Source organism: Comamonas sp. SY3, assembly GCF_041730275.1.
In the GTDB taxonomy this organism is placed as follows: domain Bacteria; phylum Pseudomonadota; class Gammaproteobacteria; order Burkholderiales; family Burkholderiaceae_C; genus Comamonas; species Comamonas sediminis.
Genome location: NZ_JBGTYN010000009.1, coordinates 49,169 through 74,007 on the forward strand (window position 1 = coordinate 49,169; position 24,839 = coordinate 74,007).

Consider the following 24,839-nt stretch of genomic DNA (forward strand, 5'->3'; position numbering starts at 1 on the left):
GATGTTCTTGCCGCCAGTCTATGCCAATCTGGTCTTTGAATTCATCATCCGTTCTTCCAAAGACTTCGAATTCACTGATATGACAAGACTGACTGTGCCGCTCGCAAGCGCCGAAGCCGCCGCGATGCTGGCGTTGACCCTCACGCTGGGCGCCGTGCCCGTAGTGCCCGCACGGGCAGCGGATGCTGCTCCCGGCAACCGCTGGGTGGCCACCTGGCAGGCCAGCCCGCAGCCCGTGTGGGGTACGGATTTTCTGTTTCCGACCCACCTCCCGGCCGCGTTGCATGCGCAAACCGTGCGCCAGGTGGCGCGCATCAGCCTGGGGGGCGAGCGCTTGCGCATCGTGCTGTCCAACGCCTACGGCAAGCAACCGCTCTTCGTGGGCAAGGCGACGGTGGCCCGTTTTCGGGAGGCCAGCGCCGCTGGCGCGGTCACCGATGGCAGCCTGCGGGCCGTCAGTTTTGGCGGTCGGGAAGGCGTGACGATACCGCCGGGGGCCTCCTGGGTCAGCGATCCGGTGGCGCTCCCGGTGCCGGCGCTGTCTCAGGTGGCGGTGAGCCTGTACCTGCCCCAGGCCACACCGATCAGCACGTTCCACTGGGATGGCCGCCAGACGGGCTGGATCGTGCCCGGCGATCAAACCCAGGCGCCGAGCCTGCAGATCACCGATCCCGACAGGCAAAGCACCACAGCCCGCCCATTGCTGACCGGGATTGCGGTGGAGACCGGGCCGGCCGCGCGCGCCGTGGCGGTGCTGGGTGATTCCATCACCGATGGCGCCACAGCCAGCCTGGACAAGGACAGCCGCTGGCCGGACTTTCTGGCTGCCCGGCTGGCGCCGCATGGCGTGGCGGTGGTCAATGCGGGGATCTCAGGGGCAAGGTTGTTGTCCGATGGCATGGGCGCCAATGCGCTGGCGCGGCTGGAGCGTGATGTGCTGGCGCAACCTGGGGTGAGAAGCGTCATCGTGCTGCTGGGTATCAACGACATATCCTGGCCCGGGACCGCGTTTGCAAAGCATGCAGAGCCGCCCACCCTGGCATCCCTGACCGCGGGCTACCGCCAATTGATTGCGCAAGCGCACAGCCGGGGCATTCGCGTTCTCGGTGCCACCCTGACGCCATTCGAGGGTGCATTGCCCGGCACGCCGCTGGCCGACTACTACCAACCCGGCAAGGACGCGCTGCGCGCACAGGTGAACGACTGGATCCGCCACAGCGGAGCGTTCGATGCCGTCATCGATTTTGACGCGGCGCTGCGCGATCCAGCGAATCCGGCACGCATCGCCGCGCGATTCGACTCGGGAGACCATTTGCACCCCGGCGATGCAGGCCATAGAGCCATGGCCGAGGCCGTTGCGCTCGATGCCCTGCTACCGGGCCTGGAGTCAAAGGCCGCTGGTGCGTTGCCGCAGGCGCGCTAGCCATCGCTATGCGGTGTCGTCCGTTGCGGCTCGCACTTCTGCTGCTGCGCCTGGCCCTGCATGCACTGCGGGCAGTCAGAGCAACAGCCGCACCAACAGGCCGGCAAAGCCCGCAGCCACAATCACATACACCACATTGACCCGGTAGCGGAGCAAGGCAATCGCCGCTGCCAGCCCGATGGCCATCGATGCCCCATCCAGGCTTCCCGCGAAGCCCCGGGGCCACAGCACATGGTAGGCAAAGAAGACAGCCAGATTCACGATGACACCGACAACGGCAGCGGTGATGCCCACCAATGGCGCGGTGAACTTCAGGTTGCCGTGGGTGGACTCGATGAACGGGCCGCCCAGCAATATGAAAAGGAACGAAGGCAGAAAGGTGAAGAACGTGACCACCACAGCCGACACCACGCCCGCCAGCAGCAGCGAATCCGCGCCGAAGACGGCCTTGGTCCAACCCCCGACAAAAGCCACGAAGGACACCACCATGATGAGCGGGCCAGGGGTGGTCTCACCCAAGGCCAACCCGTCCATCATTTGGGGGGCGGTCAACCACTGGAAGTTCTCCACGGCCCCTTGGTAGACGTAAGGCAGTACCGCATAGGCGCCTCCAAAGGTCATCAGCGCTGCCTTGGTGAAGAACCAGCCCATTTGCACCAACACGGAATCCAGCCCAAACAGCGCCGCAAGCAGGGCCATGGCGCCGGCCCACAGTGCCAGGCACACCAGCGCCACGGACCAGAATCTCCGCCAGGAAAATCGGGCATGCGGCGGCGTGGGGGTGTCGTCGTCTATCAGTGCATGTTCCCCCTGCCGCACTGCGGTGCCTGGGCCATGGCTGGCGCCACCAAAGGCGTCTGGCTGCAGCTTGCCGCCGAGGTAACCGACCGCAGCAGCCACCACCACAATGAGCGGAAACGGAACATTCAGCGCAAAGATGGCCATGAACGCAGCGGCCGCAATGCCCCAATGCCAGCGGTTCTTGAGGGAGCGGGACCCCACGCGGTAGGCGGCCTGTGCCACCAGCGCCGTGACAGCCGGCTTTATGCCATAGAAGAAACCTGCAATGACGGGCATGTCACCATGGGCCATATACAGCCACGCCAGCGCAATGATGAGAAAGAGGGACGGCAGAACAAAAAGAACGCCGGCCAGCACACCGCCCCAGGTCCGGTGCAGCAGCCAGCCCAGATAGGTGGCCAGCTGCTGCGCTTCCGGCCCGGGCAGCAGCATGCAATAGTTGAGGGCGTGCAGAAAGCGCTTTTCGGAGATCCACCGGCGGCGGTCAACCAGCTCCTCATGCATGAGGGCGATTTGACCGGCAGGGCCGCCAAAGCTGATGAACCCCAGCTTCAGCCAGAAGCGTAAAGCGTCAGACAACGACAGAGACGTAGGTGCAACGGGGTCCGTTGATGTGGGCAAACCGGTGTCCATAAAAACTCCATAGAGAATACCCAGCACTTGGACGGGACACCGTCTACCCTTGCGGGCCGGGAGGCTGCTATCCCGGTCGCAGAATTCTAGCCTACCTGTAGCCTGCTCCCGTTTCGAACCCCCGCAACGCACTCTCCAGGTTCAAGCCCAAATCCTCACTCAGATACCCGCCTTCCTGCACGATCACCGTCGGCAGCCCCAGCTGCGCGATTTTTTCGGTGATGCGGGCGAAGCCAGGGGTGTCGATGGCCAGGGCCTGGTAGGGGTCGTGTTCGTGGGCGTCCAGGCCCAGCGCCAGCACCAGGGCGCCGGGGGCGTACTGGCGGATGGTGGTGAGGGCGGTTTCCAGCGCGCGCAGGTACTGGTCGGTGGTGGTGCCCTTGGGCTGGGGCAGGTTCAGGTTGTAGCCCAGGCCTTCGCCTTCGCCGCGCTCATGCGCATGGCCGGTGAAGAAGGGGGTGCAGAAATGCGGATCAGCATGGATTGATACGGTCAGCACATCCTGGCGGCGCCAGAAGATGCCCTGGGTGCCGTTGCCGTGGTGCACGTCGATGTCGAGCACGGCCACGCGGGCATGCTTGCTGCGCAGGTGCTGGGCGGCAATGGCGGCGTTGTTCAGGTAGCAAAAGCCGTTGGCGCGGTCCACATAGGCGTGGTGGCCCGGTGGGCGGCACAGCGCGTAGGCGGCTTGTTCGCCTTGCAGCACCAGTTCGGCGGCATGGGTGGCGCAGTGGGCGGAGTGGATCGCCGCGTGCGAGGTGTGCTCGCCAATGCTGCAGGCGCAGTCACCCATGTGGTAGCCGGCCTGGCCGACCAAGTGGTCCGGGTAGGTAAAGGGCTGGCCGGGGAAGGGGAAGACATTGGGCAGCACTTCGAGCGAGGCATCGGGCAGCGCCTGCCAGCGTTGCCAGGCGGTTTGCAGAAAGTGCAGATACTCGGGGGTGTGGACGGCTGCGCGCGGGCCGGGGCCAAAATCTTCGGCCAGCATCGGCTGGTGGCCCGCCTTTTGCGCGGAGCGCAGCAGGATCTCGGCGCGTTCGGGTTGCTCATTGCTGCGCTTGAGTTGGCCGCGCACCATGAATTGCTGCGGGTCGTGGCTGCGGTGCGCGTGGCTGTAGATGAATTTCATGGTCTGGGCGGTTTTCGTCGGGAGGAAGAAACGGAAGAGGCGGTGGCGCCGGCCTTGGGCTTGGCCTGGGTGGCGGATACCGGTGCGGATGTGGGCATGGCGCTGGGGCGGGCATCCGGCACTTGGTCGCCGTGCAGCACCTGGGCATGGGCCTTGTCCTGCGCGTCCACCAAGTGCACGCGCAGCGCTTTTTCTGCGGCATCGGCATCGCGGCGCAGGATGGCATCGACCACCGGGAAGTGCGATTGCGCGATGAACACCGGGTCGCGGTACTGGCGCTCGATAAAGCCCTGGCAGATGCGGATCTCGGCCTGCATATTGGCAAAGATGCGCTGCAGATACTCGTTGCCCGACAGGCGCGAGATGGCGGTGTGCATGCCCAGGTCCATCGTCACCCGCTCTATATTGCTCAGGGTCGGTGCGCGCTCCAGCATGTCATCGGCATAGGCCTTGAGCGATGCCAGCTGCGCATCGGTGGCCACCTCGCAGGCCAGGCGTGCGGCCATCACTTCCAGGCCAAGGCGCACCTGGAACAGGTCCTGGATCTCCTTGGGGCTGAAGGTGCGCACGGTAAAGCCTTTGCGCGGCGTCGAGACGATGACGCCCTGGCTCTCGAGCCGCCGGGCCGCTTCGCGCAGCGGGGCGCGGCTCACGCCCATCTGGCGCGACAGCTCGGCCTCGACAATGCGCGAGCCCGGTGGCAGCCGGCCTTCAAAGATGGCCTGCAGCAGCTGGCGCTCCACCAGCTCCACCAGATCGGGCACGCGGATCGACGAAAAGCCGGGGTTGTCTGTCTCCTCGCCGTGCAAGGCGATGTTTTTGCTAAGGGTCTCAGATGTCATGTCAGGATGCCTGGTGAGCGGTGTGCTTTTGCCGCCGGGGCCATGCAAGGTAGACGCCGGCAGCGCTGATCATCAGCATGCCATAAAGGGCCAGGCTGTCTGGCGGTCGTTGGAACCAGAAGGTGCTGATCAGCACCGCCAGCAACAGTTGTACATAGTTCATCGGCGCCAGGGTCGAGGCCGAGGCGCGCTGGAAGGCCTGCAGCAGCAGCAACTGCGCGCCACCGCTGACAAAACCACCGGCCAGCAGCAAGGCCAGCTGCGGCGCATCGGGCCATTCGGTGATCGGGTGGAAGAGGGCCGGCAGGTTGGTGATGATCAGGCAAAACAGCGCCATATAGGCAAACTGCACCGCCGCCGGCACCACCCCCGAGAGCTTGCGCGTGAGCACCTGGAACAGCGCATAGCAGACCGCCGAGATGGCCATCAGCACGGTGCCGGCCAGCGGCAGGGCATTGCCCGGGCGCACGATGAGCAGCATGCCGGCAAAGCCCAGCAGCACCGCCACCCATTGCACGCGGCCGACCCGCTCGCCCAGCAGCCAGGGCGAGAGCGCCACCATGATGAGCGGCGCGGTGAAATAGATGGCGGTGGCCTCGGCCAGCGGCATGGTCGCCAGTGCCGTCATGAAGCAGGTGGCCACAATCGCCAGCATCAGGCTGCGCAGCAGCAGTAACTTGCCGCTGCGCAGGCGCCCCCAGCGCAGCGCCGACCAGTCGCCATGCCGGTGCATCACCCACAAGGCCAGCATGCCGACGGCTGTGTAGCGCGAGAGGTTCATCACCGTGGCCGGGTAGCGGGCCAGCATGTGCTTGGCAAAGGCGTCATAACAGGCAAAACACAGCAGCGCTGCCAGAAACAGGCCCAGCCCCTGGCGCAGCCGGCGCGCGGCATCGGCCTCGCGCTGCGCTGGCAAGGGCGCTGGGCTGCCGATCTGGCTGTGGTGCTGTGCAGCCCGCTCAGCCATGGAGGCCCTCCAAAAAGGCCTGCAGGCCCGGGCCGATGGCTTCCACCAGGTAGCCGCCTTCCTGCACCACCACCAGAGGCAGGCCAAGTGCGCGCAGCTTTTGGCCGACGGCGCGGTAGGCCTCAAAGTCCACCTTCAGCACGCTGATCGGGTCGTCCTTGAAGGTGTCAAAGCCCAGGGCCAGCACGACGGCCTGCGGGGCAAAGGCACGCACTGCTTCCAAGCCGGTGTCCACCGCAGCCAAAAACTCCGCATTGCCGCTGCCATGGGCCAGCGGCAGGTTCAGGTTGTAGCCTTCGCCCGCGCCGGCGCCGCGCTCATCGGCGTAGCCGGTGTAGAACGGAAAGTAGCTGCTCGTCTCCGCATGGGTGGAGACCGTCAGCACATCGTCCCGGGCGTAGAAGATGCTCTGCGTGCCATCGCCATGGTGGGCGTCGACATCGAGCACGGCCACCCGCCCAAAATGCGCGGCCAGGCGCGCGGTGGCGCAGGCGTTGTTGTTGACATAGCAAAAGCCGCTGGCCCGGTCCCAGTGCGCATGGTGGCCCGAGGGACGGCACAGCGCATAGGCCATGCGGTCGCCGGCAATCACCGCATCGGCAGCGGCCACGGCACTGTGGGCCGAACGCAGGATGGACTGCCAGCTGTCCGGCCCCAGCGGGCAGGACAGATCGCCCAGGTAGTAGCCGGTTTGCGGTACCAGCGCCGGCGATGGGCAGCGCGGGCGGCGCTGGCCGGCAGGCACGCCGGCGTAGGGCGCGAGGTTGGCCATCACCTCGGGGCCGGCATTGGCGCCGCTGGCCAGCATGGCTTGCCAGCGCGGCCAGGCGGTTTGCAGGTAGTCCAGGTAGTGCGGGGCGTGCACGGCCTCCAGCGGCGCGCGGCCCAGGTCGGGCGGGGTGCTGACGGCCAGGCCCGCCTGCTGCAAGGCATCGGCCAGGGTTTCGGCGCGGCTGGGCAGATCGGGCGCGGGCACCAGCTTGCCCAGCCGCATGAACTGGCTGGGGTGGTGCAGCGCTTGGTCAGGGCTGTAGAAGGCTTGCATGGCGGCGCTCATGGCAGGGTGGCCTGCAGCTTGTCCAGCGCCCGGTCCAGGCGCGCGAACATCTCGGCCATCTCGGCTTCGGTGATGATCAGCGGCGGGCACAGTGCCACCGCGTCGCCCATGGCGCGCACGATCAGGCCTTCTTCCTGTGCGTACTGGGCCAGGCGGTAGCCCAGCTTCAGCGCCGGGTCAAAAGGCTGGCGCGTGGCCTTGTTGGCTACCAGCTCGATGGCACCGATCATGCCCATGCCCCGCGCCTCGCCGACATGGGCGCGCTCCAGGTAGCCGCGCAGGCGGCCTTGGAAGATGGGGCTGAGCCGGTTGACATGGGCCAGGATCTGCTCGTCCTCGTAGACCTTGAGCGTCTCCAGCGCCACCGCCGCCGCCACCGGGTGGCCAGAATACGTATAGCCATGGCCAAAGGTTCCGATCTTGCCGCTGTTGGCGGCCATGGCCTCGTAGATCCTGGGCGAGACCATGACGGCCGATATCGGCACATAGCCCGAGGACAGCGCCTTGGCGCAGGTCAGGATGTCGGGCTGGATGCCGAAGGTCTGCGAGCCAAACATCTGGCCGGTGCGGCCAAAGCCGCAGATGACCTCGTCGGCCACCATCAGCACCTCGTACTTACGGAGCACGGCCTGAATTTTTTCAAAATAGGTCTCGGGCGGCACGATGACGCCGCCAGCGCCCATCACCGGCTCGGCAATGAAGGCGGCGACGGTATCGGGCCCCTCCTGCAGAATGCGCTGCTCCAGCGCATCGGCCAGGCGGGTGGCAAAGTCGGCCTCGCTCTCGCCGGGGTTGGCATAGCGGTAGTGGTGCGGGCATTCCACATGGCCGATGCGCGCAATCGGCAGGTCAAAGTCCTGGTGGTTGGCGGGCAGGCCGGTCAGGCTGGCGGCCGCCACCGTCACGCCGTGGTAGCCGCGCTGGCGCGCCAGGATCTTTTTCTTGGCGGGTTTGCCAATGGCGTTGTGGTAGTACCAGATGATCTTGATGGCTGTGTCATTGGCTTCCGAGCCCGAGTTGGCAAAGAAGACCTTGGCCATCGGTGCCGGGGCCAGCTGGATCAGCCGGTCCGCCAGCTGGGCAATCGCCGGGTTGGAGCGGTGGTTGAAGGTGTGGTAGTAGGGCAGCGTCTTGAGCGCATCGATGCCGGCCTGCACCAGGCGCGGGTGGCTAAAGCCCAGCGAGCTGCACCACAGCGCCGACATGCCCTCGATGTACTTGCGGCCTTGTTCGTCGATCACATGGATGCCATCGCCCCGCGTGATCATCAGCGGGCCCACGTCCTCATGCGCGGCCAGGTTGGTGTAGGGGTGCAGGTGGGCGCCAATGTCCTGTGCGTCCAGCGCGCTGCGTTTTGGGGTGTTGTCTGCTGCGTTCATGTCCAAATCTCCTGGGGGCTGGGTGGTGCTTACTCTCTAACGGGCTTGCGGGGCGTCAGTAACCGCGTCCCAGGTCCACGGCCACCTCGGCGGCCTGGCCTGCACGGATGCGGCGGAAGTTGTGGGCGGTCTGCCGGGCGATGACGCGCGGATCGGTGCGGGTGGCGATATGCGGGGTCACCAGAATGCGCGGGTCCTGCCAGAACGGGTGGTCCGCTGGCAGCGGCTCGGTGCTGAAGGTGTCCAGGGTGGCGGCGCCAATCTGGCCTTCGGCCAGCGCGGTCAGCAGATCGGCCTCGACCAGGTGGGCGCCCCGGCCCACATTGACCAGGTGCGCGCCGCGCGGCAGCTGGCGCATCAAGGCCAGATCGAGGAAGCCCTGGGTCTCATCGGTCAGCGGCAGCAGGCAGACGAGGGTGTCGCAGCCGCTCAGGAACTCCGCTTTCTGCGCCTGGCCGTGGAAGGTTTGCAAGCCTTCCAGACCAGCGGGCAGACCCTGCTTGGCCGACCGGCTCCAACCGCGCACCTGGTAGCCCATGGCCAGCAACGCGCGGGCACAGCCTTGGCCCAGGGTGCCTAAGCCGGCAATGCCCACTCGGTGCTGGCTGGGGGCAATGATGGGCTCCTCGCGCCACTGGCGCTGCGCTGCATGGGCCACATAGCGGTCCATATGGCGCTGGCGGTGGATGACGGCCCAGCTGACAAACGCTGTCATGCCATAGCCCATGGTGCTGTCCACAATGCGGCACACGGGCGTGCTTGCAGGCAGCGCCTGGGTGTCGATATGGTCAATGCCGGCGGCAATCGATTGCACCAGCTGCAGGCCAGCGTCCCGGGTCAGCTGCGCGAGTTGGGCAGCGGGCGGGTGCCAGCATACCGCTACCTCGATATCGCTGTGCTGGCCAGCGTCAAGCAGCGCCTGCAGCTCGGCACCCAGCAGCAGCCGGCTGCCGGGGAACTGCGCCTGGTAGGCGGGCAGCAAGAAGTCCATCGCAATGCTCTTGCTCAGAAAAGCGATGCTCCGGGGCGTATCCCCCGGGGCGTTGCCAGGCGCGGCGGCCTGGGCATCGGTGCTGGGCATGGCGGTCATGCGCGGCTCCGCTGTTCTGCGCCGGCCTCGTCGCTGCGGTGCTCCAGCGAGGGGATGGCGTCGATCAAGGTTTGCGTATAGGGGTGCTGGGGGTTGCCCAGCACCTGGGCGGTGGGGCCGTATTCCACAATGCGGCCCCGCTGCATGACCGCCAGGTGGTCGCACATCTGGCCCGCCACGCGCAGGTCATGGGTGATGAAGACCATGCTGAGCTGAAAGCGCTCGCGCACCTCTGCAAACAGCTTGAGCACCTGGGCCTGCACGGACACATCAAGCGCAGAGACCGGTTCGTCGGCCACCAGCAACGAAGGCTCCATCGCCAGTGCGCGGGCAATGCCGATGCGCTGGCGCTGGCCGCCAGAGAACTCATGCGGGTAGCGCTCGGCCGCCTCGGGCCCCAGGCCGACCAGCTCCAGCAGCTCCATCGTGCGGCGCAGGGCCTCGGCCTTGGGGACACCCTGGGCAATGGGGCCGCTGGCAATGGCCGCGCCAATCTTGTGGCGCGGGTTGAGCGATGCATAGGGGTCCTGGAAGACCATCTGGATCTTGCCCTTGGCCTGGCGGCGCAGCGCGGCGCCCGAGCTCAGGCGCTGGCCGTTGAAGAGGATGTCGCCGCTGTCAAACGGTGCCAGGCCCACAATGCAGCGGCCGAGAGACGACTTGCCCGAGCCCGACTCGCCCACCACGCCCAGGGTCTGGGCGCGGCCCAGGTCAAAGCTGATGCGCTCGGCGGCCACCACCTCACGCGCGGGCCGCAAAAAGCCGCCGCCAGTGCGGTAGACCTTGCACAGGTCCTTGACCTGCAGCACCGGCTGCGCGGTGCTGGCCTGGGTCTCGCGCACATTGCCATGCGGAATGGCGGCCAGCAGCTTCTTCGTATAGGCATGTTGGGGATTGCGCAGCACCTGGCGGGCCGGGCCGGCTTCGACCACGACGCCGGTCTGCATCACCACCACATGGTCGGCAATCTCGGCCACCACGCCAAAGTCGTGGGTGATAAAGAGCATGGCCATGCCGCGCTTTTTCTGCAGCGCACGCATCAGCTGCAGGATCTGCGCCTGCGTCGTCACATCCAGCGCGGTGGTGGGCTCGTCGGCAATCAGCAGGCTGGGCTCCAGCAGCATCGCGATGGCGATCATCACGCGCTGGCGCTGGCCGCCCGAGAGGCGAAACGGGTAGGCATCGATGAGGCGCTCGGGCTCGGGCAGGCGCACGTCGGTCAGCGCGGCGATAATGCGGCGGCGCTTGTCGGCAGCGGGCAGCTGCAGGTGGGCATCCAGCGCCTCGGCCATCTGGTCGCCAATGCGCATCACCGGGTTCAGCGCCGTCATCGGCTCCTGGAACACCATGGCCATGCGGCTGCCCCGCAGCTCGCGCAGCTGGTCTTCGCTCAGGCGCAGCAGGTCTTGGCCGTCAAACAGGATCTCGCCAGCCACCGGCTCCACCTTGGGGCGGGGCAGCAGGCCCATGATGGCGTTGGCGATCATCGACTTGCCCGAGCCCGATTCGCCGACCACACAGAGGGTCTGGCCGGGCAGGATCTGCAGGTTGGCCTGGGTGACGGCCAACGCGCGGTCGGCGCCCAGCGGCAGGCGGATGTCCAGGCCGCGCACGGTCAGCACCGGCTCCGGAGTAGTGGGCTGGTCAGGCATGTGTGCAAGCATATGCAGGGCTTCGGGTGAGTAGGCGTTCATTTCGTCTTCCCGTCCTGGCGCGCATTGAGTCCGTCGTTCAGCCCTTCGCCCACCAGGTTGAAGGCCAGCACGGTGAGCAGGATGGCGACGCCGGGGAACACGGCCATCCACCAGGCCTGGCGCAGCACGGTGCGGGCCGAGCCGATCATGTAGCCCCAGCTCATCAGGTTGGGGTCACCCAGGCCCATGAAGCTCAGGCTCGATTCGAGCAGGATCGCGGTGGCCACCATCAGCGAGGCCATCACCACGATGGACGAGGCCGCATTGGGCAGGATCTGCGCCAGGATGATGCGCGGCGTGCTTTGGCCGGCCAGCTGGGCGGCGGCGACAAAATCTCGCTGGCGCAGGGTCAAAAATTCGCCGCGCACCAGGCGCGCCACCGGCGGCCAGGAGACCAGTGCAATGGCCACGATGATGGAGTTGACCGAGGGCTCAAAAATGGCCACCAGCACCAGGGCCAGCGCAAAGCTGGGCACGGACTGGAACATTTCGGTAAAGCGCATCAGGCTGGCATCGACCCAGCCGCCAAAGTAGCCCGAGATGGCACCGATGCCCACACCGATCAGCAGCGACACCAAGGTGGAGATCACCGCAATCAGCAGCGAGATGCGGGCGCCCAGTACCAGGCCCGAGAGAATATCGCGGCCCATGGTGTCGGTGCCCATCGCAAAGCCTTCGCGCTCCATCGGCGGCAAAAACGGTTGCTCGACCATGTCCCAGGGGTTGTGGGCGGCCAGCAGCGGGCCAAAGCAGACCAGCAGCGCCACCAGCAGCAAGATGGCCAGGCCCAGCAGCGCGCCACGGTTGCGGCAAAAGCGGCGCCAGAAGGTGGACCGGTGCTTGTTCTTGGCGGGGGGCGTGTCGGCCGCCAGGGCCGGTTCAGAGAGGGCAGTCATCGCAAGGCTCCGTTTCAGCCCAGCTCGATCCGGGGATCGACCAGGGTGTAGACAAAATCAGTGATCAGGTTGAACAGCACTGCCACGGCGGCTGCGACCAGGAAGCAGCCCAGCAGCAGGTTGTAGTCGCGCTGCAGCAGGGCATCGAACATCAGGCGGCCAATGCCGGGCCAGGCAAACACGGTCTCGGTCAGCACCGCGCCGCCAATGAGGCCGCCGGCCTGGATGCCCGCCAGGGTGACGATGGGCAGCAGGGCATTGCGCAGAATGTGCTGGCGCTGGATGCGGCCCATGCGCACGCCCTTGGCGCGGGCGGTTTTGACAAAGTCCATCTGCGCGACTTCGAGCATCGAGGCTCGGGTCATGCGGGCATAAACCGCCATATAAAAGAGCGCCAGGGTGAGCGAGGGCAGCACCAAGTGCTGGGCAATGTCCCAGGCGCGGGCCAGGCCGGTGGCATCGCTGCCAACGGTGAAGTAGCCAAAACCGGGCAGCCAGCTCAGCTGCACCGAGAACACCAGCACCGCCATCATCGCCAGCCAGTACAGCGGCGTGGCATAGAACACCAGCGCCACAAAGGTAATGGCGCTGTCCACCCATTTGCCGGCATGGCGGCTGGCCGTGGCGCCCAAGGCCACGCCAAAGATCAGCGACATCACAAAGGCACTGCCGGTGAGCAGCAAGGTGGCGGGCAGGCGTTCGGCAATCAGCTCCAGCACCGGGCGCTGCTGCCGGTAGGAAAAGCCCAGGTCCAGCTGCGTGATGTGGCCTAGGTAGTTGGCCAGCTGGGTGGTGACGGGCTTGTCCAGGCCAAACTGCTCGCGCAGGTGGGCGACGAATTGCGGGTCCGAAGCGCCGGCTTCACCGGCGATCACCGCGACCGGGTCGCCGGGCGCAGCCCGTATCAGCATGAAGTTGACGGTGGCTATGCACATGAGTACCAGCAGACCCTGGAGCACCCGGACGGACATGTAGCGGAGGCGGTTCATAGCGGGGAGACCTTGGAGCGAGACAAAAGCGTAGCCATCCCGCACGCGCCAGTGGCGCTGGCAGCGTGCAGAGTTCAGCAAGAAGAGATGCGCTGCGGCCAGGGGCCGCAGCCGGTGCTTAGAGCTGCTAACACGACCCAGCAAACCGAAGGTTTGCGGTTGAGACTAGGCGTCCTGCCGCAGGCAGTACAGTAGTACGACAAGGCAGGGCAACGACGTATCAAGGGTTGTGTTAGCGGCTCTTAGCCTATCGAGGCACGGCTCAGGCTGTCGTTCAAGCCCACGCCGGAGCTGATCGGGTTCTTGATCTTGGTACGGTAGAGCGTGGGGAAGTTGATCTCATGCAACCAGGCCACCGGCACCTCCTCGGTCAGGATCTTCTGCACCTCGGCATAGGCTTTGGCGCGGTCGGCATCGGTCAGCGCCTTGGCGCCGGCGTCTAACAGCGCATCCACCTTGGGGTTGACATAGCCTTCGATGTTGTTGAACGGCGAGCCCTTGGCGATCGTGTGGCTGGTGTAGGTACGGGCCACGCCCAGCGCTGGATCGGGGTACTGGTAGACATAGATGATAGCCATGTCGAAATCCCATTCGGCGGTGCGCTGGTTCCAGCCGGCCACGTCAGTGCCGGTGGTCTCCACCTTGATGCCGGCCTGGATCAGGTTCTGGCGGATCATCTCGGCCAGGCGCTGCCAGGATTCGCCATAGGGCAGCGGCAGCAGGCGAACGGTCTCACCCTTGTAGCCGGCTTCCTTGAGCAAGGCCTTGGCCTTGTTCAGATCACGCGGGTACTTGGTGACGTCGTCGGAGGCGAACTTCACATGCTGGTTGAAGGGGCCGGCCGCCGTCTTGGCAAAGCCCTGCCAGGCGACCTTGACCATGGCCTCGCGGTCCATCGCATACATGACGGCCTGGCGGAACTTGGGGTTGTCAAACGGCGCCTTGCGGTTGTTGAGCACCAGCCAGGAATGGGGCGAGTAGAACTCCCAGCCCTTGGTGGTGACCGCCGCACCGGGCAGCTTGGCCAGGCGCGCCACGTCAAAGAACTCGACCGCGCCCCCTGGCACCACATCGACCTTGCCCGATTCAAAGGCCGCAGCGCGCGAGGCTGCATCGGGAATGATGTGGAAGTAGAGGTTCTCCACCATCGGCTCGCCCTTGGTGTGGTAGAGCTCATTGGCCACCAGCTGGATGTAGGAGCCCCGCACCCATTCCTTGTACTTGAAGGGACCCGTGCCGATGGGCTTGGCATTGGCCGGGTTGGTGGCGTAGTCGGTGTTGTCGTAGATGTGCTTGGGGATCATCGGCATCGAGCCGGTGTCGAACAGGCTGATGAAGGGGCCAAACGGGTACTTGAGCTTGAACTCCACCGTCTGCGCATCGATGGCGCGCACGCTCTCCAGCGGCTCCAGCGATGCGCGCAGGCGGGCATGGGTCTTGCGCAGAAACTTGTCGACCGAGAACACCACGTCATCGGCGGAGAAGGGCTTGCCGTCGTGCCACTTGACGCCGGACTTGAGCTTGAAGGTGTAGGTCAGGCCGTCGTCGGAGCGGCTCCAGGCCGTCGCCAGCAGGCCATGGGGCTCCAGCTTGTCGTCGTAGCGCAGCAGACCCTCGTAGATATAGCCGGATACCAGCTGGGTCGGGCCGTTTTGCACGATGCCCAGCATCAGGCCCGAGGGCTCGGGCTGCACCATCACGTTGATCGTTCCCTTGGTCTGCTGTGCCAGGGCCGCCATGGGCACGCCCGCGATGCTGAGGCCGGCTCCTGCCAGGCTGTAGGAGATGAGTTCACGCCGATTGATCATGGTTGCTTCCTGTCTTGGTATCGAGGGGTGCCTGGCCCGGTGGGGTTGCGGCGGAGGGGCCGCAAAGGCGGCGGCATGCAAGGGTCGGGGGCGTCAGTCGCAGGTCCGTCGCGCTGGTCAGTCGCGGTAGTGGCTGCGGCCCGGGGGCTGCAAAAAGCCCAGCAGGCCCTGCCATTCGCGCTCATGCGGGTCGGCGCGCTTGGGCTGGCCGGGCATCACATCGGTGTCGCCGCTTTCGTACTGGCGTGCGGTCAGCTCGCACACCTCGGGCGGCACGGGGTTGATGGCCTGGCCGCTGGACTGGATGGCCAGCTGCACACGGCAGGCGCGGTCCAGGTTCAGCATCAGGATGAAGGCCTCGGCGACGCTGTTGCCCAAGGTGAGCAGGCCGTGGTTGCGCAGCACCATCGCCTTGGCCGTGCTGCCCAGGTCGGCGACCAGGCGCTCGCGCTCATGCAGATCCAGCGCGATGCCTTCGAAGGTGTGGTAGACGACGCGGTTGTAGAACTGCAGTGCCCATTGGTTGCTAGGCTGCAGACCACATTGCAGCGAGGAGACGGCCACGCCCGCTTCGGTGTGGGAGTGCACGACACAGGCGGCGTCGTGCCGCGCGGCATGCACGGCGCTGTGGATCACAAAGCCGGCCGGGTTCACCTGGTAGGGCGTGTCTTCCACGATGCGGCCCTCGGCATCGATCTTGACCAGCGAGCTGGCCGTGATGTCCTTGAACAGGGTGCCAAAGGGGTTGATGAGGAACTGGTCAGTACGGCCCGGCACCCGCGCCGAGATGTGCGTGTAGATGCTGTCGTCCATCCCGAAATGGGCCATCAGGCGATAGGCGGCGGCCAGGTCTTCGCGAACCCGCTGTTCGCTTTCGGTATGCGATTTGTCGTAGCCGGATTGGACGTCGGCATCAGCCATTGCAAGCATTGTTGTCCTCGTTGGATTTATGTCGTCTAGCGATAGTCGTCTGTCGACAGGACATAAGTTAACAGACTGAATCGCAGAAGAAAAGGGTGCCGGACTAGGTGATTTCCAGCATGGCTGCTTTGATCTGCTGCAGAAAATTTGCAAGGCACCACAATGGGTTACGTGGATGCCGCGCCGCCTGGATATGGTGCAGGAATCGGCAGGAAATGCCTTGGCCTGGTGCATGTGCGACTGGTGGAAGGACGCGCATGCACCATCGCGGTGGCCCTGGTGTTTTCCCTGATGTGGGGTTGGCGGAGGTCGTGGGATTGACCGTGGCGCAGACCCTGGCTTGACGCCAGCTCGGCCTCGTGCCTGTGGTGCTCGGTTAAGATGGCGCCTGCTCCGGGGTGCACGCCAGTGCTGAGATCTACACCCGAGAACTTGAACCGGGTCATTCCGGCGGAAGAAGAGCCAGTTCCCTGCTATGGGCCGCGTTGCGCGCATGGGGGGAGCCTTCGGAGCATGACGTCACCGCTCTCGAAGGAATTCCATGGACAAGGCCGATACGCTGGTCGCAGACCTGCTTGCATTCATCGCAATGGATGGCTGCACCGATGACCAGTTTGACCAGCTCGCGCTGCGCCTTTTTGCCTACCAATACGCATCGAATACGCCGTTCCGCAGCTTTTGCCAGCGCCGTGGCGCCAGCCCGCGCACGGTCAAGACCTGGAGCGATATCCCGGCCGTGCCCATCGATGCCTTCAAGGCGCTGGAGCTGCGCAGCGAGCCGCCATCGCAGGCCGAACGCGTCTTCATGACCAGCGGCACCACCGGCCGCGCCGCGCGGGGCCGGCATTTTCATCCGGCGTTGCAGGTGTATGACCTGTCGATGCAGCGGCACTTCGCCACCCGCTTCATGCAGGGCACGGCGCGCATGCCGATGGGCATCCTGTTCCCCGATGAAGTGGCCATGCCCAACTCGTCGCTGGCGCATTACCTGGCGCTGGCCAAGTCGAGCTTTGGTACGCCGGAGAGCCGCTATTTTCTGGGGCCGGAGGGCCTGGATATGGACGGGCTCTGCGCCGTGCTGGAAGCGGCCGAGCGCACCGGCCAGCCCTATGCGCTGCTGGGCGCGAGCTTCAGCCTCGTGCATGTGATGGATGCGCTGCGCGCCCAGGGCCGCCGCTTTCAGCTGCCGGTGGGCAGCCGCATTTTGGACACCGGCGGCTACAAGGGCCAGTCGCGCGATCTGCCGTTGGCCGATTTTTATGCCGGCCTGACCGAGCTGCTGGGTGTGCCGCCCGCGCTGTGCATCAACATGTATGGCATGACCGAGCTGAGCACCCAGTTCTATGACAACGGCAATGCCCGCTTGCCTTCGGTCAAGTCCGGACCGCACTGGATTCGCTCGCGCCTGGTCGAGCCCGTCAGCGGCCGCAGTGTGGCGCCGGGTGAGCGCGGCATTCTGGTGCACTGCGACCTGGCCAACTACAACGCGGTCAGCACCATCCTGACCGAGGATGTGGGCCAGTGGGCCGAGGGCGGCTTTTTGCTGCTGGGCCGGGCCGAAGGGGCTGCCGCCAAGGGCTGCTCCCTGGCCGTTGATGAGTTTGTGCAAGCGGCGCGCGCATGATGCAGGCACAAGCGCTTGAGCGCATGGCCGAGCGCATGCGGGCCGGCTACCTGCCTGGCCTGGATGACAACCAGGTGCGCTGGCAGGTGCTGGTGTTTGAGCGCGCGGGCGCCCACCTGGAGGTCGAGGTGCCAGTGCTCAGCGGCGCGCAGATGCAGGCGCTGACCGCGCGGGTGCGAGCGGCCGCGCAGCGCCAGCTGCAGCCAATGCCGCTGGCCGAGATCGTCGCCGCCATTGACCGCGCGATGGCCCGCCTGCTGGACCCGGCCGACCCCTATCGCCGCCAGATCGATGCCTGCCTGCCGCTGGTCTGCGGCTATGACGCGGCAATGGTGCGTCTGGGGCTCAACGGCCTGTTCAAGACTTTTCGGGCGCCCCAGCTGTGGCGCTTTGCCGGCGAGGATTTTGCCAACCCTGCTGTGCTCGATGGCTTTGTGCCCGCCGTCAAAGGCGGGGCGGTGCGCGCCCATGGCCCGGGCCTGCTGCTGCACAGCTGGGCCGGCAATGTGCCGGCGCTGTCGCTGTGGAGCCTGGTCTGCGGCCTGCTCGTCAAAGCGCCCAGCATTGGCAAGCTGGCCAGTGCCGAGCCGCTGTTTGCCGGCTGGTTTGCGCGTTTGCTGGCCGAAGTGCATCCACCCCTGGCCGACTGCCTGGCGGTGGTCTGGTGGCCCGGCGGCGCGCAGACGGGCGACAGCGCCGATGGCGCGCAAGTGCTCTACGCCCAGGCCGATACCGTGATGGCCTATGGCAGCAACCAGACGCTGGCCGCACTGCGCCAGCAGTTGCCGGTAACGACGCGATTTTTGCCCCATGGCCACAAGCTGGGGTTTGGCATGGTGGCTAAGGCGGCGCTGGATGCCGTCAAAGCGCCGGCCCATGCGCGGCTGGCCGCCTGGGATGTCATGCGCTACGACCAGCAGGGCTGCTACTCACCCCATGTGTTCTATGTAGAGCGGGGCGCTACCGTCGCGCCCCGCGCCTTTGCCGATTACCTGGCGGCCGAGCTGGCCAATCTGCAGCAGCGCTTTGCACGCCGGCCGCTGGACCTGGAAGAGGGCGCCGGCCTGGCACGCTGGCAGCAGTCGCTGGAGTGGCGCGCGCCGGCCGATGATGGCGCGGCGCCATTGCTGATCGGCCCGGCCGATGCGCCCTGGAGCGTGGCCTATAGCGACAGCCTGGAGCCGCTCGCGCCCACCGCGCTGTACCGCAGCATTGTGGTGGTGGGGGTGGACCGCCTGGAGCAGGCGCTGCCGCTGGTGGCAGCCCAGCGCGACTACCTCCAGACCGCAGGCCTGGCCGTGGGACCCGAGGATTTGTACCGCCTCGCCGGCCTGCTGGGCGCTGCCGGGGTCACCCGCATCAGCGCCTTGGGCGCCATGGGCGTGCCCGAGGCCGGTTGGCACCACGATGGGCGCTTTAGCCTGCTCGACCTGGTGCGGATGACCGAGATCGATGCCGCTGCCGAGGCCGCTGCGCAGCCGCTGGCCCGCTATGCAGACTGAGGGCGGCGCGATGGCATGGATTGATATCGAGCGCCTGAGTTTTGCCTACCCGGGCCAGGCCCCGGTTGTGGATGGCGTGAGCTGGCAGATGGCGCAAGGCGCCTTCCACTGCCTGCTGGGCCGCAGCGGCTGCGGCAAGACCAGCTTGCTGCAGCTCGTCGCTGGCCTGCTGCAGCCCCAGGCGGGCCGCATTGTGCGCGCCGGCGGCAGCCTGGCCGCACCCGGCCCGCAGTTGGGTGTAATGTTCCAGTCGCCCACGTTGCTGGACTGGTTGACGGTGCTGGACAATGTGCTGCTGCCGCTGTCGCTGCAGCGCAAGCCCACGGCGCAGGATCGTCACGCGGCCGAGCAGCTGCTGGCCCAACTGGGCCTGGCAGCGCTGGCCCGGCAGCAACCCGGCCAATTGTCCGGCGGGCAGCAAAGCCGGGTGGCGCTGGCGCGGGCCTTGATGCGTGAGCCCGCCTTGCTGCTGCTCGACGAGCCCTTTGCCGCCCTCGACGCCATCACCCGCGCCGAGCTGCAGGATGAGCTGCTGCGCAGCTGCCGCGCACGCGGCACCACGGTGCTATTTGTCACCCATGACATCAACGAGGCCGTGTACCTGGGCGACCGGGTGGCGCTGATGCATGGCGGGCGCCTCGTCGCCGACATCCGCATTGATCTGCCGGCGCCGCGCACCCAGGCCATGCGCCATGGCCCGGCCTTCAACGCCTATGCGGCCCAGGTGCGCGCCGCGATGGACGGGGCCAGCGCATGAACCCCCTGTTGAAAGCCCGGCTGTGGGCCGCTGCGCTGCTGGTGCTGCTGCTGGCCGTGTGGGAGGGCGCAGGGCGCCTGGGAGGTATCTCGGCGCTGGTGCTGCCGGTGCCGTCGGCGGTGCTGCAGGCCTTGTGGACGGGGCTCGCATCCGGCTACTTCTGGCCGCATGTGGCGGCCACCGTGCAGGCGGTGCTGCTGGGCCTGGCGGCGGGCGCATCTTTTGGCTTGCTGGCCGGCATGGCCTTGGCCGAGTCGGTCTTGCTGGAGCGCGTGCTCCGGCCCTATGTGGTGGTCAGCCAGGTGGTGCCCAAGCTGGCGCTGGCGCCGTTGTTTGTGCTGTGGTTTGGTTTTGGCATGCTGCCGACGGTGCTGATCACGGCCCTGGTCTGTTTTTTTCCGCTAATGGAAAACACCTTGACGGGCCTGCGCCAGGTCGATGTGAAGCGCTTGCAGCTGTTTCGCATGCTGGGGGCCAGCCGGCTGCAGACGTTATTGCGGCTCAAGCTGCCCACAGGCTTGCCGGCCATTCTGGCCGGCCTGCGCGTGGCTGTGGTGCTGGCGCTGGTGGGTGCGGTAGTGGCTGAGTTCATGGGCGCCAGCCAAGGGCTGGGCGCGGTGGTGATTGCCGCGCAGGGAATGATGGACACCACGTTGATGTTTGCCGCACTGCTGCTGATCGCAGCACTGGGCCTGCTGCTGTACCAGGCCTGTTTGCTGCTGGAGCGCAGATTGCTGCGTCGCCATGCGGTCGCTGGCCCAGGCCGTTGATTTTTGATTTTTGCCCGATTGCTTCTGGATGGACCGCTTATGTCTGCACCTTTTCTGACCTCTTCCCTCTCGCGCCGCCGCTGGCTGGGCGCCTCTGCTGGCCTCTTGGGCCTGGGCCTGGCGGGCACGGGCATCACAGCGGGCGCTGCAACCCCGGTCAGCGGCAAGATCCGCCTGGCCGGCTGGAGCAAGCCGATCAGCGAAATCACCAACATCCTGGCCGAACCGGACAAGGGCTTTTTCAAGGCCCAGGGGGTGGACCTGACCTACCTGCCGGGTGCGGGTGGTGGTGACGCGATCCGCAATATCCTAAGCGGACAGGGCGATGTGGCCTTTACCGACCCGGGCTCGTTCTTCATGGCGCTGGACAAGGGCGAGAAGCTGGTTGCCATCTACGACATCTACCCGCAAAACGTGTTCAACGTGGTGTCGCTGCGCTCCAGCGGCATCCGCAGCCCGGCGGATCTGAAGGGCAAGACCATTGGCGTCTACAGCCTGGCCAGCGGCACGCGCCAGAACCTGCTGGTGATGCTGCACCAGGCGGGGCTCAAGGAATCGGATGTGCGCATTGTCGTCACGGGCCTTTTGAACTTTGCGCCGCTGATGCAAGGCCAGGTCGATGCGACGGCCGCCACTGACACCGGCCTGGCCGTGGGCCTGCGCAAGGGCATGGGCATGGGCGAGGTGCATGTGATGCCCGTGCGCGACTACCTCAATATGTCCAGCGACATGTTTGTGGTGCGCCGGCAGACGCTGGAGCAGCAGCCGGCGTTGCTGCAGGCTTTCTTGCGCGGCTACCGCGACAGCGCGGCCTGGATGATCGCCAACCCCGAAGAGGCCGCCACTCTGGCCACCAAACGCGCCATCGATGGCACCCAGCGCGACATCAACCTTGATGTGATCGGCCTGCGCAATGCATCGGCCCAGCCTAGCTTGCGGGTGCAGGGCAAGGCAGCGCCGCTGGGCAGCTTTGACTTGGTCGCGCTGCAAAAGGGTGCCGATGCCTACCATGCGCTGGGCCTGGTGCAGCAGCCCATCCAGGTGGCCGATGTGGTGGACAGCCGTTGGCTGCCGGGGGCCTGAGATGCTGGACAGCAGTGCGTTGAACCTGCGCGGCAAGGTGGTGCTGGTAACAGGTGCCAGCCGGGGCATTGGCGCGGCCATTGCCCAGGCCTTTGCGCGCGAAGGCGCCACCGTGGTGGTGAACTACCTGGCCAATGAGGCTGCAGCGGCCCAGACCGTGGCCGCCTGCCAGGCCGCCGGCGGCGACGCCTGGGCCGTGCAGGCCGATGTGGGCAACCCGGCCGCGGTGGACGCGATGGCCCAGGCCATTGCGCAGGAGGCCGGGCCCATCGATGTCGTCGTGAACAATGCCTTGCGCCCCTATGCCTTTGACCCGGAGCGCCGCCAGCAGCTCGATGCCCTGGCCTGGAGCGACTACCAGGCGCAGTTCGATGCCGCCGTGGGCGGCGCCTTCCATGTCTGCCGTGCGGTGCTGCCGCAAATGCGCCAGCGCGCCCGGGGCAGCATCGTCAATATCACCAGCAATCTGGTGGAGCACCCGGTTGTCGCTTACCACGACTACAGCACGGCCAAGGCCTCGCTGGTGGGCTTCAGCCGCAACCTCGCCAGCGAGCTGGGGCCCTTTGGGATACGCGTCAATTGTGTCGCCCCAGGCCTCGTCTACCCCACCCAGGGCAGCGCGCAAACCCGCGAATCCTTCCGCGAATCGCTGATGGCCGCCACCCCGCTGCGCCGCCTGGCCAGCCCCGAGGATGTGGCCGGGCCGGTGCTGTTCCTGGCATCGGACCTGAGCCGGTTTATGACGGGGCAGGTGTTGCTGGTGGATGGGGGCTTGGTGATGCGTTGATGGGCCACAGGAAGCCCAGGCCACGCAAGCCGTTCAATGGCAGCGGTAGTCGGGCGCTGACTGGCTGTGGGCAAAAGGGTCAACCAGATCGGCCGAGTAGCTGTCGCCAATCAGGCGCTGGTGTGGCAGGCCATAGTGGCGGAACCACCGGCTGAAATGCGCCAGACGCTCGCCCCGGGGCGTCAACAGCACGCAGCCTTGGTCATCGATGCGGATGGTGCCCGATACCAGTTGTTCGGTGAGCCGGATGTCGATCAGGCGGTGCTCGTGCATGTATTCGTCTTTGAAGACCTGGTCCATCTTGCTGTGCGCAATGCCGCCGCCCCGTTGCTGCAGCTTCTCCAGAATGTAGAACGACAGCGAACGGTCAATCACCGTGGGCACGCTCAGGGCCAGCGCGTAACCCGTCAGCGCGCAGACCAACAGATGCTGGCATTTCTCCAGGATGCTGAAGGCCCGCCAGGTTGACAGACAGCACAGCAGCAGTGCCTGCAGCACCAGCGCAAGCGCTGCAGCGGCCAAGGCAGCGTAGAGCACTACATCGACCGTGAGCAGCCGAATATAGAGCAGGTAGCTGAGGGCCGCCAGCACGGGGTAAGCCAGCCAGGACAGAAGCGCGAACCGCAGCTTTTTCATTCAGGCCTCCGGTGCCTTGCGGTCAGGTGCTGGCACATCAATGGTCGCGGCGACCATGGCCATGTCGGGCTGAGGATAGCTGTCTCCCAGCTTCCAGGCCAGCAGCCCGTACACCAGCGCGTACAGCAAGGCCAGCGCCGTGCAGCCCCAGAACCCGAACAGCGCCAGGCCTGCGCCCCTCTGCCCGGTGCTGAGCCAGGCCAGCACGGCCGCCAAGCCCGCCAGCAGCAGCGCGGCGTGGCGCAGACGCTGCAGTACGCGGGCCTTGAATACCCGGATGGCGCGCAGCCCATGGCCCACCAGTGCAGGCAGGTTGGAGACCCCGGCATAGCGCTTGGCCCGGTCCACTGTATGGCGGCCCAGGCGCAAGTCGCTGGCCAGCAGGCTGGCGGCAATATGGACGGGCAAGCTGGGGTGGGCGGCGAGCGCCTGCGCGGCGGGCGCAGACAGCACCATGAAGTTGCCAAAATCCAGCACCCGCCCTGTGCTGAGGCGAAAGAGCAACTGGTAGGCGCGGTAGCAGGCGACAAAGGTCCAGCGCTCACGGCGCTTGCCCCGGGCTGCGACGATGGCATCGATGGCGCCGGCAGATTGGCTGAGCTTGGCCAGCAGGCCGGGGACGGCCTCGGGCGCATCTTCGCCATCGGAATCCATGAGCACCAGTTGCTGCTGGGACTGCAGATGTGGGGCCAGGTACTGCAGGCCCAGGGCCAGCGCCTGCTGGTGGCCGGCATTGCGGCGCAAGCGCAGAATGCGCCCGGGCAGTCCTGCGTTGGAGAGTGCGCTCGCTGTCAGGGACTGCTGGGGCGAGCAGTCATCGACGAAGAGCACAAAGCAGTCAGGTCCGAGCTGTGCGTGCAGCGCTTGCAGCAAAAGCTGACAGGCCTGGATGTCCTCGTAGTAAGGCATCAGCAACAGGGTCTTGGCTGTGGGCGGTAGCAAAGGCGGCAGCACGTTGCAGCTGGGCATGGGTGTGGGAGAGTCCATTGTCAAGCGAGACCTGGGGAGCCCAGCCCAGCATCTGCCGCGCCTGGGAAATATCGGGCTTGCGCTGCCGAGGATCGTCCGGCTGGCCGGGGAGAAATACCGGAGCAGCGGCGCTCCCTGTCAGTGCAGCAATCTTTCTGGCCAGGCTGAGCACGTCGATCTCTTCGGGGTTGCCCAGGTTCAGCGGGCCGGTGATGGCGGCATCGCTGTTCATCATGCGCATCAGGCCCTCTACCATGTCGCTCACATAGCAAAAACTGCGGGTCTGGTGGCCATCTCCATGAATGGGCATGCCACTGCCTTGTAGTGCATGGCTGAAAAAGCTGCTGATGACCCGGCCATCACTGGGCAGCATACGCGGCCCATAGGTGTTGAAGATGCGCACGATCTTGATGGACAGGCCGTGCTGGCGCTGGTAGTCGGCAAACAGGGTTTCCGCGCAGCGCTTGCCCTCGTCATAGCAGGCGCGTGGGCCAATGGGGTTCACATTGCCAAGATAGCTCTCAGGCTGCGGGTGCACCAGCGGATCGCCATAGACCTCGCTGGTGGACGCCTGGAGCACTCTGGCTCCGCAGCGCAAGGCCAGATCGAGCACCTGCATGGCGCCCAGCACATTGGTCTTGAGGGTCTGTACCGGGTTGCGCTGATACAGCTGCGGTGAGGCAATGCTGGCCAGGTTGTAGATCTGGTCGACTTGCAGCAGCCCAATGGGATCCACCACATCCTGCTGCAGCAGACTGAACGCGGGGTGGCCGAGCAGTGCGGTGATGTTGCCCGGCGAGCCGCTGGAGAAATTGTCCAGGCAGACCACCTGGTGGCCTTCGGTCAGCAGGCGTTCGCACAGGTGGGAGCCCAGAAAACCCGCACCTCCGGTGACCAGAATGCACTTGGGAGATGGTGTGACTGTCATAGGGCTCTGCGCAGCGGATGGATTAGAAAATAAATTCGATCAATTGGTAAATAAATTACTAATTTCAATAATCACAATAGCTTGCATCGCATTGTGCAGTATCAAGCTATCTTTCGCAGATATTTACATGCGGCAGTGGGCGCATACTGCCCGA

22 protein-coding genes and 1 riboswitch are annotated in these 24,839 nt (G+C 65.9%); of the genes, 7 read left to right on the forward strand and 15 right to left on the reverse strand.

The features are described from left to right. Nucleotides 1-79: 79 nt before the first annotated feature. Nucleotides 80-1,423 carry an SGNH/GDSL hydrolase family protein gene (locus ACCQ08_RS13485; RefSeq protein WP_373450080.1) on the forward strand — a complete coding sequence of 448 codons (1,344 nt, stop codon included), beginning with the start codon at nt 80-82 and terminating at the stop codon, nt 1,421-1,423. A gap of 75 nt (nt 1,424-1,498) precedes the next feature. Here the strand turns inward: ACCQ08_RS13485 and chrA are convergent, their stop codons facing one another. The 12 genes from chrA to ACCQ08_RS13545 form a co-directional block, all read right to left on the reverse strand. Next, nucleotides 1,499-2,857: a chromate efflux transporter gene (gene chrA / locus ACCQ08_RS13490; RefSeq protein WP_373450081.1), complete on the reverse strand. Its 1,359-nt coding sequence runs from the start codon at nt 2,855-2,857 to the stop codon at nt 1,499-1,501. A gap of 91 nt (nt 2,858-2,948) precedes the next feature. After that, nucleotides 2,949-3,986 carry a histone deacetylase family protein gene (locus ACCQ08_RS13495; protein WP_373450082.1) on the reverse strand — a complete coding sequence of 346 codons (1,038 nt, stop codon included), beginning with the start codon at nt 3,984-3,986 and terminating at the stop codon, nt 2,949-2,951. Beyond that, complete coding sequence (locus ACCQ08_RS13500) at nt 3,983-4,828, reverse strand: GntR family transcriptional regulator (protein WP_373450083.1); 846 nt, start codon at nt 4,826-4,828, stop codon at nt 3,983-3,985. Before ACCQ08_RS13500 ends, ACCQ08_RS13495 begins: the two co-directional genes overlap by 4 nt. 1 nt (nt 4,829) lies before the next feature. Then, nucleotides 4,830-5,795: a DMT family transporter gene (locus ACCQ08_RS13505; protein ID WP_373450084.1), complete on the reverse strand. Its 966-nt coding sequence runs from the start codon at nt 5,793-5,795 to the stop codon at nt 4,830-4,832. After that, nucleotides 5,788-6,840: a histone deacetylase family protein gene (locus ACCQ08_RS13510; protein ID WP_373450085.1), complete on the reverse strand. Its 1,053-nt coding sequence runs from the start codon at nt 6,838-6,840 to the stop codon at nt 5,788-5,790. The genes ACCQ08_RS13505 and ACCQ08_RS13510 overlap by 8 nt, the downstream gene beginning before the upstream one ends. An 8-nt stretch (nt 6,841-6,848) precedes the next feature. Beyond that, nucleotides 6,849-8,231 carry an aspartate aminotransferase family protein gene (locus ACCQ08_RS13515; protein WP_373450086.1) on the reverse strand — a complete coding sequence of 461 codons (1,383 nt, stop codon included), beginning with the start codon at nt 8,229-8,231 and terminating at the stop codon, nt 6,849-6,851. A 55-nt stretch (nt 8,232-8,286) separates the two neighbouring features. Further along, a complete protein-coding gene (locus ACCQ08_RS13520; RefSeq protein WP_373450087.1) occupies nt 8,287-9,321 on the reverse strand; it encodes a 2-hydroxyacid dehydrogenase in 1,035 nt (344 codons plus the stop codon). After that, nucleotides 9,318-10,973: a dipeptide ABC transporter ATP-binding protein gene (locus tag ACCQ08_RS13525; protein WP_373450172.1), complete on the reverse strand. Its 1,656-nt coding sequence runs from the start codon at nt 10,971-10,973 to the stop codon at nt 9,318-9,320. The genes ACCQ08_RS13520 and ACCQ08_RS13525 overlap by 4 nt, the downstream gene beginning before the upstream one ends. A gap of 38 nt (nt 10,974-11,011) precedes the next feature. Beyond that, complete coding sequence (locus ACCQ08_RS13530; RefSeq protein WP_312835045.1) at nt 11,012-11,911, reverse strand: ABC transporter permease; 900 nt, start codon at nt 11,909-11,911, stop codon at nt 11,012-11,014. Nucleotides 11,912-11,925: 14 nt separating this feature from the next. After that, nucleotides 11,926-12,900 carry an ABC transporter permease gene (locus ACCQ08_RS13535; protein WP_373450088.1) on the reverse strand — a complete coding sequence of 325 codons (975 nt, stop codon included), beginning with the start codon at nt 12,898-12,900 and terminating at the stop codon, nt 11,926-11,928. A 242-nt stretch (nt 12,901-13,142) separates the two neighbouring features. Further along, nucleotides 13,143-14,705: an ABC transporter substrate-binding protein gene (locus tag ACCQ08_RS13540; protein WP_373450173.1), complete on the reverse strand. Its 1,563-nt coding sequence runs from the start codon at nt 14,703-14,705 to the stop codon at nt 13,143-13,145. A gap of 120 nt (nt 14,706-14,825) precedes the next feature. Beyond that, entirely contained in the window at nt 14,826-15,638 is an 813-nt protein-coding gene (locus tag ACCQ08_RS13545) for a class II aldolase/adducin family protein (protein WP_230777563.1), read from the reverse strand. Nucleotides 15,639-16,013: 375 nt separating this feature from the next. Continuing rightward, a riboswitch (TPP riboswitch) is annotated at nt 16,014-16,105 on the forward strand. 65 nt (nt 16,106-16,170) lie between these two features. Between ACCQ08_RS13545 and ACCQ08_RS13550 the strand changes: the two genes are divergently transcribed. The 6 genes from ACCQ08_RS13550 to ACCQ08_RS13575 are packed head-to-tail and all read left to right on the forward strand — an operon-like array spanning nt 16,171 to nt 22,152. Beyond that, nucleotides 16,171-17,253 carry a long-chain fatty acid--CoA ligase gene (locus ACCQ08_RS13550; protein ID WP_373450089.1) on the forward strand — a complete coding sequence of 361 codons (1,083 nt, stop codon included), beginning with the start codon at nt 16,171-16,173 and terminating at the stop codon, nt 17,251-17,253. After that, on the forward strand, nt 17,250-18,755 hold the full coding sequence (locus ACCQ08_RS13555; RefSeq protein WP_373450090.1) for an acyl-CoA reductase: 1,506 nt from the start codon (nt 17,250-17,252) through the stop codon (nt 18,753-18,755). Before ACCQ08_RS13550 ends, ACCQ08_RS13555 begins: the two co-directional genes overlap by 4 nt. A gap of 10 nt (nt 18,756-18,765) precedes the next feature. Beyond that, a complete protein-coding gene (locus tag ACCQ08_RS13560) occupies nt 18,766-19,512 on the forward strand; it encodes an ABC transporter ATP-binding protein (protein ID WP_373450091.1) in 747 nt (248 codons plus the stop codon). Next, nucleotides 19,509-20,282, forward strand: a complete 774-nt coding sequence (locus ACCQ08_RS13565) for an ABC transporter permease (protein WP_373450092.1) — start codon at nt 19,509-19,511, stop codon at nt 20,280-20,282. The genes ACCQ08_RS13560 and ACCQ08_RS13565 overlap by 4 nt, the downstream gene beginning before the upstream one ends. Nucleotides 20,283-20,321: 39 nt before the next feature. Beyond that, the gene (locus tag ACCQ08_RS13570; RefSeq protein ID WP_373450093.1) at nt 20,322-21,365 is read left to right on the forward strand and encodes an ABC transporter substrate-binding protein; all 1,044 of its coding nucleotides are present in this window, start codon (nt 20,322-20,324) and stop codon (nt 21,363-21,365) included. Between the two features lies 1 nt (nt 21,366). After that, the gene (locus tag ACCQ08_RS13575) at nt 21,367-22,152 is read left to right on the forward strand and encodes an SDR family oxidoreductase (protein WP_373450094.1); all 786 of its coding nucleotides are present in this window, start codon (nt 21,367-21,369) and stop codon (nt 22,150-22,152) included. 33 nt (nt 22,153-22,185) lie between these two features. Here the strand turns inward: ACCQ08_RS13575 and ACCQ08_RS13580 are convergent, their stop codons facing one another. Genes ACCQ08_RS13580 through ACCQ08_RS13590 form a run of 3 tightly spaced genes read right to left on the reverse strand, consistent with a single transcriptional unit; the run spans nt 22,186 to nt 24,685 of the window. After that, nucleotides 22,186-22,788, reverse strand: a complete 603-nt coding sequence (locus tag ACCQ08_RS13580) for a hypothetical protein (RefSeq protein WP_373450095.1) — start codon at nt 22,786-22,788, stop codon at nt 22,186-22,188. Beyond that, complete coding sequence (locus ACCQ08_RS13585) at nt 22,789-23,697, reverse strand: glycosyltransferase (RefSeq protein WP_373450096.1); 909 nt, start codon at nt 23,695-23,697, stop codon at nt 22,789-22,791. After that, on the reverse strand, nt 23,627-24,685 hold the full coding sequence (locus ACCQ08_RS13590) for a UDP-glucuronic acid decarboxylase family protein (protein WP_373450097.1): 1,059 nt from the start codon (nt 24,683-24,685) through the stop codon (nt 23,627-23,629). The genes ACCQ08_RS13585 and ACCQ08_RS13590 overlap by 71 nt, the downstream gene beginning before the upstream one ends. Nucleotides 24,686-24,839: the final 154 nt, after the last annotated feature.

Bases quoted from the DNA above. Each gene is read 5' to 3' on its own strand.
- ACCQ08_RS13590 (WP_373450097.1), bottom strand. From the start codon at position 24,685: ATGACAGTCACACCATCTCCCAAGTGCATTCTGGTCACCGGAGGTGCG.
- ACCQ08_RS13585 (WP_373450096.1), bottom strand. From the start codon at position 23,697: ATGCCTTACTACGAGGACATCCAGGCCTGTCAGCTTTTGCTGCAAGCG.
- ACCQ08_RS13530 (WP_312835045.1), bottom strand. From the start codon at position 11,911: ATGACTGCCCTCTCTGAACCGGCCCTGGCGGCCGACACGCCCCCCGCC.
- ACCQ08_RS13520 (WP_373450087.1), bottom strand. From the start codon at position 9,321: ATGACCGCCATGCCCAGCACCGATGCCCAGGCCGCCGCGCCTGGCAAC.
- ACCQ08_RS13495 (WP_373450082.1), bottom strand. From the start codon at position 3,986: ATGAAATTCATCTACAGCCACGCGCACCGCAGCCACGACCCGCAGCAA.
- ACCQ08_RS13565 (WP_373450092.1), top strand. From the start codon at position 19,509: ATGAACCCCCTGTTGAAAGCCCGGCTGTGGGCCGCTGCGCTGCTGGTG.
- ACCQ08_RS13505 (WP_373450084.1), bottom strand. From the start codon at position 5,795: ATGGCTGAGCGGGCTGCACAGCACCACAGCCAGATCGGCAGCCCAGCG.
- ACCQ08_RS13580 (WP_373450095.1), bottom strand. From the start codon at position 22,788: ATGAAAAAGCTGCGGTTCGCGCTTCTGTCCTGGCTGGCTTACCCCGTG.
- ACCQ08_RS13555 (WP_373450090.1), top strand. From the start codon at position 17,250: ATGATGCAGGCACAAGCGCTTGAGCGCATGGCCGAGCGCATGCGGGCC.
- ACCQ08_RS13560 (WP_373450091.1), top strand. From the start codon at position 18,766: ATGGCATGGATTGATATCGAGCGCCTGAGTTTTGCCTACCCGGGCCAG.
- ACCQ08_RS13545 (WP_230777563.1), bottom strand. From the start codon at position 15,638: ATGCTTGCAATGGCTGATGCCGACGTCCAATCCGGCTACGACAAATCG.
- chrA (WP_373450081.1), bottom strand. From the start codon at position 2,857: ATGGACACCGGTTTGCCCACATCAACGGACCCCGTTGCACCTACGTCT.
- ACCQ08_RS13510 (WP_373450085.1), bottom strand. From the start codon at position 6,840: ATGCAAGCCTTCTACAGCCCTGACCAAGCGCTGCACCACCCCAGCCAG.
- ACCQ08_RS13485 (WP_373450080.1), top strand. From the start codon at position 80: ATGACAAGACTGACTGTGCCGCTCGCAAGCGCCGAAGCCGCCGCGATG.
- ACCQ08_RS13515 (WP_373450086.1), bottom strand. From the start codon at position 8,231: ATGAACGCAGCAGACAACACCCCAAAACGCAGCGCGCTGGACGCACAG.
- ACCQ08_RS13570 (WP_373450093.1), top strand. From the start codon at position 20,322: ATGTCTGCACCTTTTCTGACCTCTTCCCTCTCGCGCCGCCGCTGGCTG.
- ACCQ08_RS13550 (WP_373450089.1), top strand. From the start codon at position 16,171: ATGGACAAGGCCGATACGCTGGTCGCAGACCTGCTTGCATTCATCGCA.
- ACCQ08_RS13575 (WP_373450094.1), top strand. From the start codon at position 21,367: ATGCTGGACAGCAGTGCGTTGAACCTGCGCGGCAAGGTGGTGCTGGTA.
- ACCQ08_RS13525 (WP_373450172.1), bottom strand. From the start codon at position 10,973: ATGCCTGACCAGCCCACTACTCCGGAGCCGGTGCTGACCGTGCGCGGC.
- ACCQ08_RS13500 (WP_373450083.1), bottom strand. From the start codon at position 4,828: ATGACATCTGAGACCCTTAGCAAAAACATCGCCTTGCACGGCGAGGAG.
- ACCQ08_RS13535 (WP_373450088.1), bottom strand. From the start codon at position 12,900: ATGAACCGCCTCCGCTACATGTCCGTCCGGGTGCTCCAGGGTCTGCTG.